The sequence below is a fragment of the Gymnodinialimonas phycosphaerae genome (assembly GCF_019195455.1).
Classification (GTDB): domain Bacteria; phylum Pseudomonadota; class Alphaproteobacteria; order Rhodobacterales; family Rhodobacteraceae; genus Gymnodinialimonas; species Gymnodinialimonas phycosphaerae.
Genome location: NZ_JAIMBW010000001.1, coordinates 2,672,564 through 2,691,101, shown reverse-complemented (window position 1 = coordinate 2,691,101; position 18,538 = coordinate 2,672,564). Strand labels below are relative to the sequence as shown.

Genomic DNA, 18,538 nt, shown 5'->3' with positions numbered 1-18,538 from the left:
CAAGACAGGTCATCACGCCGAGCTTGTCCTGCTCCCCGGTCGGACCCGTTGGTTCCATGAGGGCGAACCCTTCGGGTTAATCCCGCGCGGTCGCCGTCGGGTACGTCCCGAGTATCTTCAGGTGGTCGGTGAAATACCCCAACTCTTCCATCGCCAGCTTCACGTTGGCATCATCAGGATGCCCTTCGATGTCCGAATAGAACTGTGTGGCCGTGAAAGACCCATCCACCATGTATGATTCGAGCTTGGTCATGTTCACGCCGTTGGTCGCGAAGCCGCCCATCGCCTTGTAGAGGGCGGCGGGAATGTTGCGCACGCGGAACACGAAAGTCGTCATCATCCGATCCGCGCGCCGGGTCATGTCGGCCTCGGGGGCCATCACCAGGAAGCGCGTGGTGTTGCGGTCGTGATCCTCGATGTGGCGGGCCAGCACGTTAAGGCCGTAGATCTCTCCGGCCAACTCGGACGCCAGCGCGGCCTTCGACAGATCACCCCACCCGGCCACATCGCGCGCGGCGCGTGCGTTGTCGCTGCTGACCTTTCCCTTGATGCCGTTCTCGGCCAGGAATTTGCTGCATTGAGGTAGTAAAACAAGGTGGCTGTGTGCCTCTTTCACGTCCTGCAACGTGGCACCAGGGACGCCTAGAAGATTGATATGCACCCGCACAAACGCCTCATCCACGATGTGCAGTCCCGATTCGGGCAGCAGGCGGTGGATGTCCGCGACGCGCCCATAGGTGGAGTTCTCGACCGGCACCATCGCCTGTTGCGCGGCACCCGATCGCACCGCTTCAATCACATCCTCGAAGCTGGCGCAGGGCAGGGCCTCCAGGCCGGGACGGGCGTCAAAGCAGGCCTGATGGGAATAGGCGCCGGGCTCTCCCTGAAAGGCGATACGGGCGGTCATAGGCAAATCCAAAGCAAAAAGGTCGTTTCGTCGCGCTCCCTACACCTTGCCATAGGCAGACGGAACACAATAGATACCCGCAACTAACGACATTCCCGTGGAGCCGACATGTTCGACACGATGACGATTACAAAAGCAGGTGCGTCCCTGTGCGCCGCCTTTCTGGTACTTCTTCTGGGCGGTTGGGCCGCGGAAGGACTCTATAACGTGGACACCCATGGTGAAGATCACGTCAGCGGTTACCGCGTGGCACTACCTGATGCCGATGCCCCCGCAGCAGAGCCCGAGCCCGAGATCCCGTTTGAGGAGGTCTACGCCGTGGCCGATGCCGGCGCCGGAGAGCGTTTGTGGCGTCAGTGTTCCGCCTGCCACGCGCTGAATGTCGGCCAGAACGGTGTGGGTCCATACCTTGCCGGCATCGTGGGGCGCCCCAAGCACACGGCCGAGGGGTTCGATTATTCCGACGGTCTGTTGGCGCTGGAAGGCGACTGGACGCCCGAGAATATCTCGAGCTTTATCGCAAACCCGCGTGGATACGCGCCCGGCACGTCCATGAGCTATGGCGGCATGGACGACATTGAGGATCGCGCCAACCTGATCGCATACCTCGCGACGCAGTAAGCGCGCGTCGCATGGCCGTTGAATGTGTAGAAAACGCCGCCCCCTGGGGTGGCGTTTTTATTCGACCGGTGGGCGGGCCCGGAAAATCGGGACTTCACCGCTTGATCACGAAATCTCAACTTGAACCTTGGGGGGGCTGGTCACTAACCTCACACGACCCATAGTATTGGGAATGAGACGTGCAGTAGCCGTCCAATGAACAAGACGCCCAGTGGGAGGTGCAGATGCAGAACCATGACGCCCCGAAAGTCGCCGTGAAAGCGCAGGTTGATACGCGCAGCCCATGGGCTGGCGCCGCCCTTCCGTTGGCAGGTGCCGCCTTGATCCTTGGGCTCACCGCCCTTGGCGCGAAGGCGCAGGACGAATTGATCACCACCCATGGCATCTCCACCTTTGGGGAACTCGCCTATGGCCCCGACGCCCCGCATCTGAACTACGTGAACCCCGACGCGCCGCGCGGCGGCGAAATGTCTTTCGCCTGGTCGTCCGGCTCTTTCGACAGCATGCATCCCTACACCCGCGTGGGCCGCCCCGCGATCTTGTCGAGCGTGTTCTTCGAGTCGATGCTGGAGGCCACCGCCGATGAAATCGGCTCTGCCTACTGCTTGCTGTGCGAAAGCTTCTCTTATCCTGAAGACCGCTCCTACGTGATCTTCACCCTTCGTGACGGCGTGACCTTTTCGGACGGCACGCTGATGACGGCGGAAGACGTTCTGTTTTCTTACGAGATCATGCGGACCGAGGGCCTGCCATCGTTCCGCGCCTCAATCCCGTTGACCATTGCGGGCGCGGAAATCGTGGACGACCGCTCTGTCCGGTTTGACTTCAACCCCGAGGCGCCCCTACGCGGCCGTATTGAGGCCGCGGGTGGCCTGCCGATTTTCTCGGAGGCCAGCCACATCGCCGCCGGTATTCCCTTTGAGGACAGCCGTCTGGAGCCGCTGATCGGGTCCGGTGCCTACGTATTGGGCGACGTCGAACCCGGCCAGCGCGTCGTCTACACCCGCGACCCGGACTATTGGGGCGATGACATCTGGATCAACCAGGGCCGCAACAACTACGACAGCATCCGCATCGAGTTTTACGGCGACAGCCTCGCCGCGTTCGAAGGCTTCACAGCCGGCAATTACACGTTCCGTCAGGAAAGCTCGTCTCAGGCATGGGCCAACAACTACGATTTTCCGGCCCTGCTCAACGGAACCGTGATCCGCGAGGAACTGCCCGATGGGTCCATCGCGCCGGGCCAGTCGTTCATGATCAACTTGCGCCGTCCGCAGTTCCAGGACGTCCGTGTGCGCAGCGCCATCGCGCATATGTTCAACTTTGAATGGACGAATCAGACGCTGTTCTACGGCCTCTATTCCCAGATCGACAGCTTCTGGGAAAACACCTGGATGGAGGCCGAAGGCATGCCATCGGAGGCGGAACTGGCCCTACTGGAACCCCTGCGCGACCGGCTACCTGAAACCGTCTTCACGCAAGAAGCCTTCGCGGTTCCTGCTTCGAACCCCGACCGAACGCTGGACCGCCGCCAATCGCGCCGCGCCACGGCCCTGTTGGAAGAGGCAGGCTGGACCCCCGGCGATGACGGCATGCTGCGCGATGCGGCGGGCAACACATTGGACGTGGAATTCCTGAACTCCTCGCCGCTGTTCGACCGCATTATCAACCCCTATGTCGAGAACCTGCGCGCCATTGGTGTTAACGCCTCACTCAATCGCGTTGACAACGCGCAGTTGCAGCAGCGCGAGCGGGACGCCGATTTCGACATGGTCACGGGTCACTTCCCCATGGGCTACGAACCCGGATCGGGTCTGCGCCAATACTTCGGCTCTCTCGGTGCTGATGAAAGCCTGTTCAACCAGCCGGGCCTTGCGGATGAGGCCATCGATGAGCTGATTGAAGTGGTCGTCAATGCGGAAACCCGAGAGGAATTGGACGTCGCCGTCACCGCGCTGGACCGGGTGCTGCGCGACCGGGTGATCCGGGTTGGCCAGTGGTACAACCCGAACCATTGGGTCGCCTACTACGACATGTACCGCTACCCCGAACAGCTTCCGCCCTATTCGCTTGGCTTCCTCGACTTCTGGTGGATCGACCCCGAGGCCGAAGCCGCCCTGCGCGAACAGGGTGCGTTCTAAGCCACCATGGGATCCTATATCCTCAGACGCCTGTTGCTGATCATCCCGACGTTGCTTGGGGTGATGATCGTCAATTTTGGCCTGATCCAATTCGTGCCCGGCGGCCCGATTGACCAAGTGATCGCGCAGTTGGAAGGCGAGGGCGACGTCTTCGCCGGGATCTCGGGCGGCGGGTCCGAGAACGTCGGTGAAAGCGACTTCGACAGCGGCTACCAGGGCGCGCGCGGCCTGCCGCCGCAGTTTCTCGAAAGCCTTCAGGTCGAATTCAACTTCGCCCGCATCGTCTGCGAAGAAGGCTATACCGGCGAGCCCGATCTGGAGGCCGAGGAATGCTTCTCTGAAGAAATCCCTATGGTGGAGCGTTTTGTTCTGATGATGGGCGACTATCTGCGCTTCGATTTCGGGGAAAGCTACTTCCGCTCCATCGGTGTTTTGGAACTGGTGAAGGAAAAACTTCCCGTCTCGATCACCCTGGGCCTCTGGTCGACGCTGATCGCCTATGTCGTCTCCATTCCACTTGGCATCCGCAAGGCGGTGCGCGACGGCTCTGGCTTCGACAGCTTCACCTCGGCGCTGATTATCGTGGCCTACGCGATCCCCGGCTTCCTCTTTGCGATCATGCTTCTCGTGATCTTTGCGGGCGGGCGGTACCTGCAGTGGTTCCCGCTCCGCGGGCTCACGTCGGATGGGTTCGAGGACATGACGCTGATCCAGCAAATTGGCGATTACTTCTGGCACATCACCCTGCCGGTGCTGGCATCGACAATTTCCGCCTTCGCCACGCTGACGCTTTTGACGAAGAACTCCTTCCTGGACGAGATCAAGAAACAATACGTGATGACCGCCAAGGCCAAGGGCTTGGCCGAGCGCCGCGTGCTTTATGGCCACGTCTTCCGCAACGCCATGCTGATTGTGATCGCGGGTTTCCCTGCCGTATTTGTCGGCGTCTTCTTTGGCGGCAGCCTGATTATCGAGACGATCTTCTCGCTCGATGGTCTGGGTCGCCTCGGGTTCGAGGCGGCTGTCAGCCGCGACTACCCGGTGATGTTCGGCACACTCTATGTCTTCGGCCTGATCGGCCTGACCGTCGGCATCATTTCGGACCTGATGTATGTGTGGATTGACCCGCGCATCGACTTCGAAACGCGGGAGGGGTAGCACCATGGCCCTTCCGTCGGATCAGCCCGTCTCGCCAGCCATCCCCGATGATACGCCGCCCCCGCCGCAGCGGCCGTTGGACGCGCCGGGGGGATGGATCAGCCCGCTCAACCGGCGCCGCTGGCGCAACTTCAAGGCCAACCGTCGGGCGCTGTGGTCGCTGTGGATCTTTGTGGTGCTTTACGGTCTCAGCATGTTCGCGCCCCTTCTGGCCAACGACCGCCCCCTGATGGTCACCTATCAGGGCGAGCGGTATTTCCCGATCTTCAGCTTTTACCCCGAGACCACCTTCGGCGGCGATTTCCGGACCGAGGCCGTCTACCGCGATATCGAGGTGCAATGCCTCATCATCTCGGCCGGGCTGGAAGACTGCTGGGATGACCCCGACGGCGTCATCGAACAGGTCGAGACGACGGGCCAATTCGCGGGTACCGATGTATCCGTGGGTGCGATCCTCTGGCCGCCTGTACCCCACGACTTCTCGTCCATCGTGGACCGCCCCGGCGTCGCGCCTGCGCCGCCCAACATCATCAACGGCTGGTACACCTCCGACGTGGACCCGGACGCTCCGCCCGTGTTCCAACTCCCCCCCAATGCCGATCGCGACGAATGGTCTTACCACTTTGGCCTCGTGCCAGAGCCGTTGGCGGGCACCAACCTACTGGGCACAGACGACACGTCCCGCGATGTCATGGCGCGGGTGATCTACGGGTTTGAGCTCTCAATCAGTTTTGCGCTGATCGTGACGGTGGTCGCTTCGGTCATCGGTATTGCGGCGGGGGCCTTGCAGGGCTTCTTCGGCGGCTGGGTCGATCTTCTGTTCCAGCGCGTGATCGAGATCTGGTCGGCGGTTCCAATGCTTTACGTAATCATCATCGTCGCCTCGATCTTCACGATGAATTTCTGGCTTCTGGTCTGGCTGATGGTGGCCTTCGGGTGGACCGGCCTTGTGGGTGTGGTGCGCGCCGAGTTCCTGCGCGCGCGCAATTTCGAATACGTCCGTGCCGCCCGGGCCCTTGGCGTCGGGTCGATGACGATCATGTACCGCCACGTCCTGCCCAACGCGATGGTCGCCACGCTCACCTTTCTGCCCTTTATCGTGACGGGCACCATCGGAAGCCTCGCCGCACTCGATTTCCTGGGCTTCGGCCTGCCGTCTTCCGAGCCTTCGCTTGGCGAGATGACCCTTCAAGCCAAGAACAACCTGCAAGCACCCTGGCTAGGCTTCACCGCGTTCTTCACGCTCGCCATCATGCTCTCGCTTCTGGTCTTCATCTTCGAGGGGGTCCGCGATGCGTTCGACCCCAGAAAGACCTTTTCATGACAAAGCGCGTTCTGGACGTCCAAAACCTCTCCGTCGATTTCGCCCAGGACGGGCGCACCGTCCACGCCGTGCGCGGTGTGTCCTTCCACGTGGACAAGGGCGAGACGGTGGCACTGGTGGGCGAAAGCGGCTCGGGCAAATCCGTTACGGCGCTGTCGTCGGTGGACCTGCTGCCGCCCTCGGCCACGACCAGCGGGTCGATCACTTACAACGGCGCCCAAATGATCGGCGCGTCGGAGGCCGAGTTGCGCCGCGTACGCGGCAACGACATCAGCTTCATTTTTCAGGAGCCCATGACCTCGCTCAACCCGCTCCACACGCTGGAACGCCAGATCGCCGAAAGTCTCTCGTTGCATCAGGGCCTCAGCGGGCAGGCGGCACGTGAGCGGATCGTTCAATTGCTCCACAAGGTGGGCATTCGCGACCCTGAAAGCCGTCTTGGGGCCTATCCTCACCAGCTGTCCGGCGGGCAACGTCAGCGCGTGATGATCGCCATGGCGCTGGCCAATGGGCCGGAACTGCTGATCGCGGATGAGCCGACGACGGCGCTTGACGTCACCATTCAGGCGCAGATCCTGGAGCTTTTGGCCGACTTGAAGCGCCGCGAAGGCATGAGCCTTCTGTTCATCACCCACGACCTTGGCATCGTGCGCCGCATCGCGGACCGTGTCTGCGTCATGCAAGGCGGTGAGATCGTGGAACAGGGGCCCACGAAAGAGATTTTCGACAACCCCACTCATCCCTACACCCGCAAACTTCTGGGGGCAGAGCCGTCAGGCACGCCCGAACCGGTGCCGGAGGATGCGCAAGAGATCCTGACGACCCATAAGTTGCGCATCTGGTTTCCGATCACCCGCGGCCTTCTGCGCCGCACGGTGGGCCATGTAAAAGCGGTGAACGAGGCCACGATCTCTGTCCGTCAAGGCGAGACCCTGGGCATCGTCGGCGAAAGCGGCTCGGGCAAGACCACGCTGGCGTTGGCGATCATGCGTCTGATCCGGTCAGAGGGTCCGATCGATTTCCTGAACCAACATGTGCCGGACCTGGGCAAGGCCGACTTGCGGGCCCTGCGCCGTGACATCCAAATCGTGTTCCAGGACCCTTTCGGCTCTCTCAGCCCCCGCATGACGATCGAACAGATCGTGGCCGAGGGTCTTACGGTGCAAAACGTCAACAAGACGGGGCGCCGTCGGCGGGTCGGCGAAATCCTTGAAGAAGTAGGGCTCGATCCCGCGATGATGCACCGTTACCCGCACGAGTTCTCGGGCGGGCAACGCCAGCGCATTGCCATCGCCCGCGCGATGATCCTGCGCCCGAAACTGGTGGTGCTCGACGAGCCGACGTCAGCACTCGACATGACGGTTCAGGTTCAGATCGTGGACCTGCTGCGGCGGCTGCAAAAGGACCACAAGCTGGCGTACCTGTTCATTTCCCACGACCTGCGCGTCGTGCGCGCACTCAGCCATCAGGTGATCGTGATGAAGCAGGGCGATGTGGTGGAAGCCGGCCTTTCCAAGGACATCTTCGCCAGCCCGCGCACAGCCTATACCCGCGAGTTGATGAAAGCCGCTTTCGGGGATGTCAGCGTCGCCTGAATGGGGCGCGCGCTTCCGCCCCAGCTTGATCGTCAGCCTTCCTTGGTGGGCTTGGTATAAGCGTCCAGATCCCGTGCGATCACGCGGGCCAGCGGCTTGGCGTGACGAGGGATGACGATTCCGTCTGGCGTGGGGATGACCTGGCCTGTGAAGGTGCGCACCAACTGCGCCAGCAATTCGGTGATCAAACGTTGCGGGCCAAGCCCCTCGGTCAACAACTGCGCTGTGTCGATCCGGAAATCGCACAGAACCATCTCGATCATCCTTCCGCGCAAGGCGTCCTCGCCCTGCGTCTGATGTCCTCGCGTAATTGGCAGACCTCCGGCGGCGACGGCCTTGAGGTAGGCGGTCGTGCTGGGAGCGTTTTGGGCGTAGCCTTGGGGAAACCGCGAAATCGCGGAGGCCCCAAGCCCGATCAGCACGCCGTCCGTGTCGTCTGTATAGCCCTCGAACGACCGGCTTAGGCGTCTCACTTTCGCGGCTTGCGCCAAGCGATCCGAGGGCAGCGCGAAATGGTCAATGCCGATCGGCTCATACCCGTCCCAAGTCAGGATCTGGCTAGCTGTATCGAACAGTTGCAACTGCGTCTCGGGCGGCGGCAGATCTTCGGTGGGGATCAAAGACTGTCGTCGCGCAATCGTCGGCACGTGGGCATAGGGTTGCACCGCCACCCGGTCTGGCGTCAGTGACAGCATCATTTGGGTCGTCAGTGTCAGGCGTGCGCGGGTCTGTCGGGGCAGACCGTACAGAAGGCCCATGGTGAGCGTCCGCAGGCCGCGCGCGCGCAACCCCTCGACCGCCGCTTTCGTGGCCTCGAAACTCTGTTCGCGCCCGATGAGCTTCTGAGTTTCGGGATCAAAATCCTGCACGCCGATAGAGGCATGGGTCAGGCCCATCGCGGCCAACGCATCGAGGCGCGCGTCATCCAGCTCGGTTGGGTCGATCTCGACCTTTAAGTCAGAGGTATCGCTCAGCGGAAGCGCCTCGAACAGTGCGGTAGACAGGCGATTGATGTCCGCCGGGGACAGAATCGTCGGCGTTCCGCCACCCCAGTTGACACGCTTGGCATGGACACCCTGCGGCAAAATCGCACGTAATGCATCAATTTCTTGAAGCAATGCATCGACATAGGCGGCTACAGGCGCGCCCCCCGGCGCACCTTGGGTCCGAGCCGAGCAAAACCAGCATAACCGTTGGCAGAAAGGGATATGCAGGTAAATCGAGACGCCCGTGTTCGCCGGGATCTGTGAAACCCAAGCGCTAACATCACGGGATTTCACGCCATCCGTGAACCGCGGGACAGGCGGATAGGAAGTGTACCGCGGCAGATTTGCGTCGAGGAGTCCGAAACGCCGCAGTTGAGAATACTGATCCATATGGTACCATTTCCACACGACCGGACCAACTGCTTTGACATGGATCAAGCAGAGACATCCGTGGTTCACGCGAACAGGAGCCACGCCATGAACGACAGACCGATATCCTTCAGGGTCGGCACTGATTGTGCCGACTGCCCTATTCGTCACAAAGCCGTCTGTGCCCATTGCGACGCGGATGAGTTGGTGCGGCTTGAGCAGATCAAGACCTATCGCACCTACTCGGCTGGCGAGGTGATCGTTTGGGCTGGCGACGAGATGGATTTTGTCGCCTCGTTGGTGTCGGGTGTTGCGACCTTGACCCAGACCATGGAAGACGGTCGCCGCCAGATGGTGGGTCTGTTGCTGGCGTCGGATTTCATCGGACGCCCCAATCGATCATCGGTTTCCTATGACGTGACCGCGACAACGGATGTCACGCTTTGCTGCTTCCGGCGCAAGCCGTTCCAGGAAGTGATCACGAACACACCCCACGTCAGCCAGCGCTTGTTGGAGATGACGCTGGACGAATTGGATGCGGCCCGCGAATGGATGCTGATCCTTGGCCGCAAGACGGCCCGAGAGAAGATCGCCAGTTTCCTTGCGATCTTGGCACGCCGCAATGCTGGCGCCTCGGACTTGGGTCCCGGCATCGACATTCAGTTTGAATTGCCCCTGACCCGAGAGGCGATGTCTGAATACCTCGGCCTAACGCTTGAGACGGTGAGCCGGCAGATGTCCGGGCTGAAACGCGACGGTGTGATCTTGCTGGAAGGCAAGCGCCGGATCGTGGTGCCGGACTTCGATGCGCTTCTCAACGAAACCGGCGATGACGCCGATGGCGGCATGCTGGCCTAGCGTGCCTGCCCCTCTTTTTGGGGCGTTTCCCAAGAACCTTCCTCGGTAAATCACAACGCCTTTCGGGCGAAGTGGTTGCTTTTTAATCGTTTTCAAGGATGAGCAGCAGCCGACGTATTCTCATACGTAGCTTGACCCAGATCAAGGTGCGTTGCGACGCGATCCGCGATCAAGGCCCTGATGGAACAGCTTTGGCGACTCGCATTGGGACTCCCCGATTGCAGGGCCAGGGCACGAACGAAGGGGACGATCGATGCTTGATTACGTGAAGCTTGCGATCCTTGGGCTGATTGCGGTCCTGGCGGCGATTGCCGCGAATTACGGACTGGACCTGGCCTACAAGGTGCATGCGGTCCTGATCATGCTGGTGGCTGGTGGCCTTTTCCTGTGGCAACTGCGCCGCACCGGGGAAGAGAAAGTACCAGCACCTGTTGGAGAATACATGGATGGCCCGGTGAGGGCGGCGGCGATTGCCACCGTGTTTTGGGGTTGCACGGGCTTTCTGGTGGGGGTGTTCATCGCCTTCCAACTGGCATTCCCGGTCCTCAACTTCGAGTGGGCGCAACCCTACCTCAACTTCGGTCGCCTTCGGCCCCTTCACACCTCTGCGGTGATTTTCGCGTTTGGCGGTAACGCCCTGATCGCAGCCACCTTCTACATCGGCCAACGCACCTGTGCGGTCCGCCAATGGGGCGGCAACCTAAGCTGGTTCGTCTTCTGGGGCTACCAGCTGTTCATCGTTCTGGCAGCGACCGGCTATCTTCTGGGCGCCACGCAAAGCCAGGAATACGCAGAGCCCGAGTGGTACGTTGACCTTTGGTTGACGGTCGTCTGGGTCGCTTTCCTGATTACCTACATGGGCACCATCCTGACCCGGAAAGAGCCGCACATCTACGTGGCCAACTGGTTCTTGCTGTCGTTCATCGTAACGGTCGCCATGCTGCACCTGGTCAACAACATGTCGATCCCGGTCAGCATCTATGGCTCCCGCTCGGTGCAGGTGATGTCGGGCGTGCAGAACGCCATGACGCAATGGTGGTACGGCCACAACGCCGTGGGCTTCTTCCTGACGGCGGGCTTCCTTGGCATGATGTACTACTTCGTGCCGAAGCAGGCAGGCCGCCCCGTTTATTCCTACAAGCTGTCGATCATCCACTTCTGGGCCCTGATCTTCTTGTACATCTGGGCGGGTCCGCACCACCTGCACTACACCGCTTTGCCGGATTGGGCCTCGACCCTTGGCATGGTGTTCTCGATCGTGCTGTGGATGCCCTCCTGGGGCGGCATGATCAACGGCCTGATGACCCTGCAAGGGGCATGGGACAAGCTGCGCACCGACCCGATCCTGCGGATGATGGTCACCTCGCTGGCGTTCTACGGCATGTCGACCTTTGAAGGTCCGATGATGTCGATCCGCGCCGTGAACTCCCTGTCGCACTACACCGACTGGACGATCGGCCACGTGCACTCCGGTGCGCTGGGGTGGAACGGCATGGTGACCTTCGGGATGCTCTACTACCTTTTCCCCAAACTGTGGAACCGGCGGGCGCTCTATTCCATCAAGGCAGTCAGCATTCACTTCTGGCTCGCGACCGTGGGGATCGTTCTCTACGCCTCGTCGATGTGGGTGAGTGGCATCATGGAAGGCCTGATGTGGCGTGAAGTCGATGCGCAAGGCTTCCTCGTGAACTCGTTTGCCGACACGGTGGCTGCGAAATTCCCGATGTATGTGGTCCGGGGCTTGGGTGGAATCATGTTCCTCGCCGGTGCGCTGATCATGGCCTGGAACCTGTGGATGACTGTCAGAAGTGGTGAGGCTGTAGCCGACACCAACTCTGCAGTTCCAGCAGAATAAGGAGATCCGGAGTTATGGGAATTCTAGACAAACACAAGAAGATCGAGACCAACGCAACGCTGCTTCTGGCGCTGAGCTTCGTGGTCGTGGCCGTCGGTGGCGTGGTGGAGATTGCGCCGCTGTTCTACCTGGAAAACACCATCGAGGATGTTGAGGGCGTTCGCCCCTACTCTCCGCTGGAGTTGGCAGGGCGTGAGATTTACATCCGGGAGGGCTGCTACAACTGCCACTCCCAGATGATCCGCCCGATGCGCGATGAGGTGGAGCGGTATGGTCACTACTCTCTGGCCGCCGAAAGCCGCTACGATCACCCGTTTCAGTGGGGGTCGAAACGAACCGGGCCCGACTTGGCCCGGGTCGGGGGGCGCTACTCGGATGAATGGCACTATGATCACTTGATCAGCCCGCAATCCGTGGTGCCCGAAAGCGTCATGCCTCCCTACGCCTTCCTCGCGGACGTGGACGTCGATGGCGCGCGGATCGCCGATCTGATGACGACCCACCGCTTCGTGGGCGTCCCCTACACCGATGAGATGATCGAGAACGCGCAGTTCGACTTCATCGAACAGGCCACCGACTTCGGTGACGGGGGTGTGACGGATCGCTACCCCGGCGCGCAGCAACGCGACTTCGACGGCAACCCGGACGTGACAGAAATGGACGCGCTGATTGCCTATCTGCAAGTGCTCGGCACGATGGTTGATTTCTCGACCTTCACGCCGGACGAAAGCCGCTAGGGGAGGGGGGAGCCATGCAAGACTATACCGTTCTCCGCGAGCTTTCCGGCAGCATCGGCACCGTGTTTCTGGTGCTCAGCTTCCTGGGCTTCGTCCTCTACGCCTTTCGGCCGGGATCTCGCTCTGTCCATGAGGACACCGCCGATATTCCCTTCCGTCACGATGACAAACCCGCGTCAGATCAAGACATCTCTGCGGCCCATTCCAAGGAGGCCCGCCAATGACCGACAAGAAAACCAATCCCTCGAACCTTCAAGAGGGTGATCCCGAAACGACGGGTCACGTCTGGGACGGCATCCAGGAATTCAATAACCCGCTGCCGCGTTGGTGGCTGTGGTGTCTCTACATCACCATCGCCTGGGGCGTGGTCTACACGATCGCCTACCCCGCATGGCCGATGATTTCCGGGGCGACGCCGGGCCTTCTCGGGTTCTCCACCCGCGCCCAAGTTGCCGAAGATATCGAGCGTTATGATGCGCTTAACACCAATCTGCGTACGCAGCTGGTCGATGTGGAACTGGCGTCTGTGACGCAGACTGACATGCCGGACCTCTACAACTACGCGATCCAGTCCGGCAGCTCGACCTTCGCCAACTGGTGTTCCCAATGCCACGGTCGCGGTGCGGCTGGCGTGCAAGCGGGTGGCTATCCGAACCTTCTGGACGACGATTGGCTCTGGGGCGGCACGGTGGAGGACATCCAGATGACCATCGCCCACGGCATCCGCAACGAGGATGACCCCAGCGCGCGTTGGTCCGAGATGACGGCGTTCGACGAGATACTGACCGATGAAGAAGTCTCTCAGGTGGTCAACTACGTCTTGAGTGTGTCCGAACAAGAAGCCGACGCGACCCTGGCTTCGGCGGGGGAAGAGGTCTTCCTCAACAATTGCGCCGCCTGCCACGGGGACAACGCCATGGGGGACCGCTTCCTTGGCGCGCCGAACCTGACGGACCGCATCTGGCTTTACGGTGGTACGCCTGAGGCGATCGAGGAAACGGTGCGCTATTCCCGCTTCGGCGTGATGCCCCCGTGGTCCGGTCGTCTGAGCGAGGCCGAAGTCAACGCTGCGGCGATCTACGTTCACAGCCTTGGCGGCGGTGAATAACGCGGCCGCGTGAGTTTGCGACCGGGGGCGGTGATCCAAATCGGCGGCGCCCCTCGATACTGGACAACCTGTGGCTTCCATCGCCGCAGGTTCAGCACCAGCCCCCTCGTCCTGTTCGCGCTTTATCGGGGGAGCTGGTGTTTTTGCTTTTGGGGCACCTGTCAGCCCGCCTTTCCTGATTCTGATGAGCTACCGCAAACAGATGAAGCACCGCAAATGATCGTGTGCATCTCGGCGCGCGTGAGGCGCTTGAACCAAGATCAGTGGCCACGACATGTGGCCTTTACCGCCCTCCATATCGGGGGGCGCTTTGCGTCTGGCCTTTGATCCACGTCAAGGTTGCGCAAGGGGATGGCAGCTACACCTGAAGAGCGAACAGAAACCGATTCTCAGGACAACCAGAACATGTCATCTACTGACCTCCCGCCAAAGCTCTATGCGGCGCAGGAGCCGATCTTTCCCAAGAAGGTCAAAGGCAATTTCCGAAACCTCAAGTGGGCGATCATGATCGTCACTCTCGGGATCTACTATATCACGCCATGGATCCGTTGGGACCGGGGTCCCAACCTGCCTGACCAGGCTGTCCTCGTTGATATGGGAGGCCGACGCTTCTTCTTCTTCTGGATCGAGATCTGGCCCCACGAATTCTACTTTGTGGCGGGCCTTCTGATCATGGCGGGCCTTGGGTTGTTCCTGTTCACCTCTGCACTGGGTCGGGTCTGGTGCGGCTATACTTGCCCGCAGACTGTCTGGACGGACCTTTTCTACACGGTAGAACGCTGGATCGAGGGCGATCGAAATGCCCGCCTGCGCCTGTGGAAATCGAAATGGGATTTCCACAAATGGCGTCTTCGCGTGACCAAGTGGATCGTCTGGCTGCTGATCGCGGTCGCCACCGGCGGCGCCTGGGTCTTCTATTTTGCAGACGCGCCCACGCTGTTGCGTGACCTTCTTACTGGCCAGGCCGCGTTCGTGGCTTATGCCACCGTGGGTGTTCTGACGGCCACGACATTCTTCTTCGGCGGCTTCGCCCGCGAGCAGATCTGCATCTACGCCTGCCCATGGCCCCGTATACAGGGGGCCATGATGGATGAGCATTCCATTACGGTCGCCTACCGCGATTGGCGCGGTGAGCCTCGGGGCAGGGGCAAGGACCGCGATAACCTGGGCGATTGCATCGACTGCAACGCCTGCGTGAACGTCTGCCCCATGGGCATCGACATTCGCGATGGTCAACAGATGGAGTGCATTACCTGCGCGCTTTGCATCGACGCCTGCGACGAGATCATGGACAAGACGGGCCGCGAGCGTGGCTTGATTGACTACCTCGCGCTGACCGATGAAGCCTACGAGCGCGCGGGCAACAAGAAAATCCCGATCCTGCGGCATATCTTCCGCCCCCGGACGCTGATCTACACCGCCCTGTGGTCCGCTATTGGCATCGGACTTGTGGTCGCGCTGTTCATCCGGTCCGAGATCGATCTGACCGTCGCCGCCGTGCGCAACCCGCAGTTCGTGACGCTGTCCGATGGTTCAATCCGCAACACCTACGACCTCCGCATCAGGAACATGTCCGGCGACGATACCGTGTTCCGCGTCGGCGTCACGTCGGAAGAGATCCTGCGCGTGGATCTGGAAGGGAGCCAGGACTTGATGGTAGAGGTTCCGGCAGATGAAAGCTTCCTTCAGCGGGTCTACGTGATCGCGCGGCCCGACGATCCCGCCGCCACGCAAGAGCGCACAGACCTCCGCTTCTGGGTCGAGGAATTCGGTACCAATGAGCGTGCCTATCAATCGCAAACCTTCTTTGGACAGGCAGCACAATGACCACAGATACGCCCACTACCCCGCGCAAACTCAACGGCTGGCATGTCCTCGGAATCTTCGGTGGCGGCTTCGGTATCATCATCGGCGTGAACCTGTTCATGGCGTTTCAGGCGGTTTCGACTTTTCCGGGGCTGGAGGTGTCCTCCAGCTACGCCGACAGCCAGACCTTCGATGTCCGCCGCCATGCCCAAGAGGCGCTTGGATGGGAGGCCTCGGTCGAGACCACTGAGACCCAACTGACCCTTACGCTTGTCGATACGGAAGGACGGCCCGTCTACCCGGCCGAATTTGAAGCGTTGTTGACCCGCCCCACCACGCGGGCCAACGACCAGATGTTGGAACTGACGCGGGGTCCCAATGGCACCCTCATCGCCCCGGCCGAGCTTGACGTGGGCCGCTGGCGTCTGCGGATGACCGGAACGTCGCGTGACGGGATCGATTATCGCCACAACATCACCTTCACGATCCCGGCCCGATGACCGCCTTCGCAGACCCCGCGCGCCCGTCAGCCTGCCCCGCCTGCGACGTGGCCCCATTGGCCGAGCAAATCGCAGGCTCGGCGCCGACCGAGGCGCGCCTGATGCTGGCCGTGCCCGGAATCCATTGCGCGGGTTGTATTTCGGGGGTTGAACGGGCGCTGCAAGCCTTGCCCGGTGTCCATGACGCGCGCGTAAATCTGACGCTCCGCCGCGTGGCGGTGGAGGCGGATCTTGACGTTGACGTCGACACCCTTTGCGCGGTGTTGACCGAGGCGGGCTATGAAGCCCATGAACTTGATCCTGGCGTCCTCGCCGCGACCGAGGTTGACGCGCGGGGTCGTGCCCTTCTGATGCGTCTGGCCGTCGCTGTTTTCGCGATGATGAATGTCATGCTTCTGTCCGTGGCTGTCTGGTCCGGCGCCGAGGGCGTGACCCGCGACATGATGCATTGGATCAGCGCTGCAATCGCCATTCCAGCGGTGATTTTCACCGGCCAGCCGTTCTATTCCTCGGCGCTTCAAGCGCTCAAGGCGGGCCGTCTGAACATGGACGTGCCGATCTCTCTTGCCATCATTCTTGCCGTTGGCACTTCGCTCTATGAGACGATGCTGTCGGGCGAGCACGCCTATTTCGACGCCGCGATCGCGCTGTGCACCTTTCTTCTGGCGGGGCGCTACCTGGATCACCGCACCCGCGCCAACGCGCGCTCTGCCGCACAGGAATTGGCCGCTCTGGAAGTCCCGCGCGCCCTGCGTCTGAACGGGCAGGTGACGGAAACCGTCGGCGTTGCCGACTTGGCGCCCGGCGATCTGGTGCGCGTGTTGCCCGGTGGTCGCATCCCTGTCGACGGGGTGGTGACGGAGGGCACGACCGAGCTGGACCGCTCTTTGATGACCGGTGAAACGCTTCCTGCTGCCGCCGCTCCCGGCGACGCGGTGCACGCTGGTGAGTCCAATCTGACCGGCCCGATCACGGTCGAAGTGCAAGCTGCGGGTCGTGATACGGATCTTGCACGGATCACTGATTTGATCGCCGTGGCCGAGGCCGGGCGCAACAATTACACCTCTCTCGCGGATGCCGCCGCCAAGCTTTACGCGCCGGGTGTCCACATCATCTCGGCCCTTGCGGCCATCGGTTGGTTTGTCGCCACATGGGACCTGCGCGTGGCGTTGAACATCGCGGCGGCGGTGCTGATAATCACCTGCCCCTGTGCGCTTGGGTTGGCCGTGCCAGCCGTGACCACTGCGGCCTCGGCGCGCCTGTTTCGCAAGGGCCTTCTAATCAAAAACGGTACCGCATTGGAGCGGCTGGCCCAGGTCGACACGGTGGTGTTCGACAAGACCGGCACGCTAACCGACGGCGCGCCCGAGCCTATGGGTCTTGATCAGTTTGATGCCCAAACAGGCGGCATTGCACTCGCCCTTTCGCAGGGCTCTGCCCATCCGTTGGCTGCGGCCATTGCGCGGGAATTGACCGCGCAAGGGGTCCGGCCCGTGCAGGTGGATGACATCCGCGAGCAGCCGGGGTTTGGTGTGGAAGGTCTGTGGGAGGGAAAACCCGTTCGACTGGGGCGCGCGGCCTGGGTCGGCGGCGGTGAGGCTGTCGGAACAACTGCCACGTACCTTCGCATCGGCGAGGCACCCGCACAGGCCATCACCTTCACCGATACCTTGCGCGAAGGCGCGGCAGAGCTGGTCGCGGGCTTGCAAGCTCAGGGCAAGCGCGTCGTGTTGGTGTCCGGCGATGTCGAGGCCGCCGTAACCCGCTTCGCGGCCCGCATCGGCATTGAAGAGGTCATCTTCGAGGCGCACCCTGCCGCGAAGGCCGAGGCGATTGCGGCCTTGTCGGCCGAGGGGCGGCGCGTTCTGATGGTGGGTGACGGGATGAATGACACGGCGGCGCTGGCGGCGGCGGATGTGTCGATCTCACCGGCCTCGGCGTTGGAGGCGGCGCGCGCTGCATCGGATATGGTGTTGACGGGCGGCAGCCTTGCGCCGATCCTGGATGCCATGGCGACAGCGGTTTCTGCTCGTCGCCGCATAAAGGAGAATTTCACCATCGCCTCCGTTTACAACTTGCTCGCCGTGCCACTGGCGGTTGCGGGCCTCTGTTCGCCGCTGATCGCGGCTTTGGCGATGTCCAGCTCGTCTCTGACCGTGTCGCTAAACGCCTTGCGACTGCGCTGATGGATGTTTTGGGCATACTGATCCCCGTCAGTCTGGGTTTGGGGGCCGTGGGTTTGGCCGCGTTCTGGTGGTTGTTGAAAAAGGGTCAGTTTGATGACCCGGAGGGCGACGCGCACCGCATTTTGCGCGATGACTATGACGATAAGCCGAAATAGGGACGGGGAGACGCTGGTCTACGGTTTTTGCTATACAAAAACGTAGACCTCGCCCCTCCCACCGTCCCGTAGGGGCGCGAGGGTATCGCCCCGAAGGGGCGTGTTGAAGCCAGTCCCGAGGGGGCGCGTTGAAGCCAGTCCCGAAGGGGCCTGGAGCAAGGAGCTCCAAAGGCGCGCGCGACCTGAACCCCGGAGGGGCATACAACGAAAAACGGCGACCGATCAGGCCGCC

At 61.6% G+C, this 18,538-nt stretch carries 16 protein-coding genes; 14 read left to right on the top strand and 2 right to left on the bottom strand.

Annotation, left to right across the window (positions count from 1 at the left end; genetic code table 11):
* Positions 1 to 76 precede the first annotated feature (76 nt).
* Entirely contained in the window at positions 77 to 907 is an 831-nt protein-coding gene (locus tag KUL25_RS13320; protein WP_068359725.1) for a prephenate dehydratase, read from the bottom strand.
* Positions 908 to 1,015: 108 nt separating this feature from the next.
* Between KUL25_RS13320 and KUL25_RS13315 the strand changes: the two genes are divergently transcribed.
* From KUL25_RS13315 to KUL25_RS13295, 5 genes are all read left to right on the top strand, one after another.
* Complete coding sequence (locus tag KUL25_RS13315) at positions 1,016 to 1,528, top strand: c-type cytochrome (protein ID WP_257893388.1); 513 nt, start codon at positions 1,016 to 1,018, stop codon at positions 1,526 to 1,528.
* Between the two features lie 224 nt (positions 1,529 to 1,752).
* Positions 1,753 to 3,669, top strand: a complete 1,917-nt coding sequence (locus KUL25_RS13310) for an extracellular solute-binding protein (protein WP_257893387.1) — start codon at positions 1,753 to 1,755, stop codon at positions 3,667 to 3,669.
* 6 nt (positions 3,670 to 3,675) lie between these two features.
* Entirely contained in the window at positions 3,676 to 4,827 is a 1,152-nt protein-coding gene (locus KUL25_RS13305) for a microcin C ABC transporter permease YejB (RefSeq protein ID WP_257893386.1), read from the top strand.
* A gap of 4 nt (positions 4,828 to 4,831) precedes the next feature.
* The gene (locus KUL25_RS13300; RefSeq protein ID WP_257893385.1) at positions 4,832 to 6,151 is read left to right on the top strand and encodes an ABC transporter permease; all 1,320 of its coding nucleotides are present in this window, start codon (positions 4,832 to 4,834) and stop codon (positions 6,149 to 6,151) included.
* Positions 6,148 to 7,746, top strand: coding sequence for an ABC transporter ATP-binding protein (locus KUL25_RS13295; protein WP_257893384.1), 1,599 nt, complete (start codon positions 6,148 to 6,150; stop codon positions 7,744 to 7,746). The genes KUL25_RS13300 and KUL25_RS13295 overlap by 4 nt, the downstream gene beginning before the upstream one ends.
* Before the next feature lie 32 nt (positions 7,747 to 7,778).
* Here KUL25_RS13295 and KUL25_RS13290 read toward each other — a convergent pair whose 3' ends face one another.
* The gene (locus tag KUL25_RS13290) at positions 7,779 to 9,122 is read right to left on the bottom strand and encodes a radical SAM protein (protein ID WP_257893383.1); all 1,344 of its coding nucleotides are present in this window, start codon (positions 9,120 to 9,122) and stop codon (positions 7,779 to 7,781) included.
* Between the two features lie 87 nt (positions 9,123 to 9,209).
* Between KUL25_RS13290 and fnrL the strand changes: the two genes are divergently transcribed.
* The 9 genes from fnrL to ccoS all read left to right on the top strand — a co-directional run bounded on the left by fnrL (position 9,210) and on the right by ccoS (position 18,306).
* Complete coding sequence (gene fnrL / locus KUL25_RS13285; protein WP_257893382.1) at positions 9,210 to 9,959, top strand: transcriptional regulator FnrL; 750 nt, start codon at positions 9,210 to 9,212, stop codon at positions 9,957 to 9,959.
* A gap of 253 nt (positions 9,960 to 10,212) precedes the next feature.
* Positions 10,213 to 11,814 (top strand): cytochrome-c oxidase, cbb3-type subunit I, encoded by a 1,602-nt coding sequence (gene ccoN, locus KUL25_RS13280; RefSeq protein WP_257893381.1) that lies wholly within the window; start codon positions 10,213 to 10,215, stop codon positions 11,812 to 11,814.
* Positions 11,815 to 11,828: 14 nt separating this feature from the next.
* Positions 11,829 to 12,551 (top strand): cytochrome-c oxidase, cbb3-type subunit II, encoded by a 723-nt coding sequence (gene ccoO / locus KUL25_RS13275; RefSeq protein ID WP_257893380.1) that lies wholly within the window; start codon positions 11,829 to 11,831, stop codon positions 12,549 to 12,551.
* Between the two features lie 14 nt (positions 12,552 to 12,565).
* Positions 12,566 to 12,775 carry a cbb3-type cytochrome oxidase subunit 3 gene (locus tag KUL25_RS13270; protein WP_068359704.1) on the top strand — a complete coding sequence of 70 codons (210 nt, stop codon included), beginning with the start codon at positions 12,566 to 12,568 and terminating at the stop codon, positions 12,773 to 12,775.
* Positions 12,772 to 13,659, top strand: coding sequence for a cytochrome-c oxidase, cbb3-type subunit III (gene ccoP, locus KUL25_RS13265; protein ID WP_257893379.1), 888 nt, complete (start codon positions 12,772 to 12,774; stop codon positions 13,657 to 13,659). The genes KUL25_RS13270 and ccoP overlap by 4 nt, the downstream gene beginning before the upstream one ends.
* A gap of 405 nt (positions 13,660 to 14,064) precedes the next feature.
* Positions 14,065 to 15,486, top strand: coding sequence for a cytochrome c oxidase accessory protein CcoG (gene ccoG / locus KUL25_RS13260; RefSeq protein WP_257893378.1), 1,422 nt, complete (start codon positions 14,065 to 14,067; stop codon positions 15,484 to 15,486).
* Positions 15,483 to 15,965 carry a FixH family protein gene (locus KUL25_RS13255; protein WP_068359700.1) on the top strand — a complete coding sequence of 161 codons (483 nt, stop codon included), beginning with the start codon at positions 15,483 to 15,485 and terminating at the stop codon, positions 15,963 to 15,965. Before ccoG ends, KUL25_RS13255 begins: the two co-directional genes overlap by 4 nt.
* Positions 15,962 to 18,151: a heavy metal translocating P-type ATPase gene (locus tag KUL25_RS13250; protein WP_257893377.1), complete on the top strand. Its 2,190-nt coding sequence runs from the start codon at positions 15,962 to 15,964 to the stop codon at positions 18,149 to 18,151. The genes KUL25_RS13255 and KUL25_RS13250 overlap by 4 nt, the downstream gene beginning before the upstream one ends.
* A complete protein-coding gene (gene ccoS, locus KUL25_RS13245; RefSeq protein ID WP_068359696.1) occupies positions 18,151 to 18,306 on the top strand; it encodes a cbb3-type cytochrome oxidase assembly protein CcoS in 156 nt (51 codons plus the stop codon). The genes KUL25_RS13250 and ccoS overlap by 1 nt, the downstream gene beginning before the upstream one ends.
* Positions 18,307 to 18,538: the final 232 nt, after the last annotated feature.

What these genes read in the sequence shown, in the direction of transcription:
- KUL25_RS13320 (WP_068359725.1), bottom strand. Translation starts at nt 907, where the DNA reads ATGACCGCCCGTATCGCCTTTCAGGGAGAGCCCGGCGCCTATTCCCAT.
- KUL25_RS13315 (WP_257893388.1), top strand. Translation starts at nt 1,016, where the DNA reads ATGTTCGACACGATGACGATTACAAAAGCAGGTGCGTCCCTGTGCGCC.
- KUL25_RS13310 (WP_257893387.1), top strand. Translation starts at nt 1,753, where the DNA reads ATGCAGAACCATGACGCCCCGAAAGTCGCCGTGAAAGCGCAGGTTGAT.
- KUL25_RS13305 (WP_257893386.1), top strand. Translation starts at nt 3,676, where the DNA reads ATGGGATCCTATATCCTCAGACGCCTGTTGCTGATCATCCCGACGTTG.
- KUL25_RS13300 (WP_257893385.1), top strand. Translation starts at nt 4,832, where the DNA reads ATGGCCCTTCCGTCGGATCAGCCCGTCTCGCCAGCCATCCCCGATGAT.
- KUL25_RS13295 (WP_257893384.1), top strand. Translation starts at nt 6,148, where the DNA reads ATGACAAAGCGCGTTCTGGACGTCCAAAACCTCTCCGTCGATTTCGCC.
- KUL25_RS13290 (WP_257893383.1), bottom strand. Translation starts at nt 9,122, where the DNA reads ATGGATCAGTATTCTCAACTGCGGCGTTTCGGACTCCTCGACGCAAAT.
- fnrL (WP_257893382.1), top strand. Translation starts at nt 9,210, where the DNA reads ATGAACGACAGACCGATATCCTTCAGGGTCGGCACTGATTGTGCCGAC.
- ccoN (WP_257893381.1), top strand. Translation starts at nt 10,213, where the DNA reads ATGCTTGATTACGTGAAGCTTGCGATCCTTGGGCTGATTGCGGTCCTG.
- ccoO (WP_257893380.1), top strand. Translation starts at nt 11,829, where the DNA reads ATGGGAATTCTAGACAAACACAAGAAGATCGAGACCAACGCAACGCTG.
- KUL25_RS13270 (WP_068359704.1), top strand. Translation starts at nt 12,566, where the DNA reads ATGCAAGACTATACCGTTCTCCGCGAGCTTTCCGGCAGCATCGGCACC.
- ccoP (WP_257893379.1), top strand. Translation starts at nt 12,772, where the DNA reads ATGACCGACAAGAAAACCAATCCCTCGAACCTTCAAGAGGGTGATCCC.
- ccoG (WP_257893378.1), top strand. Translation starts at nt 14,065, where the DNA reads ATGTCATCTACTGACCTCCCGCCAAAGCTCTATGCGGCGCAGGAGCCG.
- KUL25_RS13255 (WP_068359700.1), top strand. Translation starts at nt 15,483, where the DNA reads ATGACCACAGATACGCCCACTACCCCGCGCAAACTCAACGGCTGGCAT.
- KUL25_RS13250 (WP_257893377.1), top strand. Translation starts at nt 15,962, where the DNA reads ATGACCGCCTTCGCAGACCCCGCGCGCCCGTCAGCCTGCCCCGCCTGC.
- ccoS (WP_068359696.1), top strand. Translation starts at nt 18,151, where the DNA reads ATGGATGTTTTGGGCATACTGATCCCCGTCAGTCTGGGTTTGGGGGCC.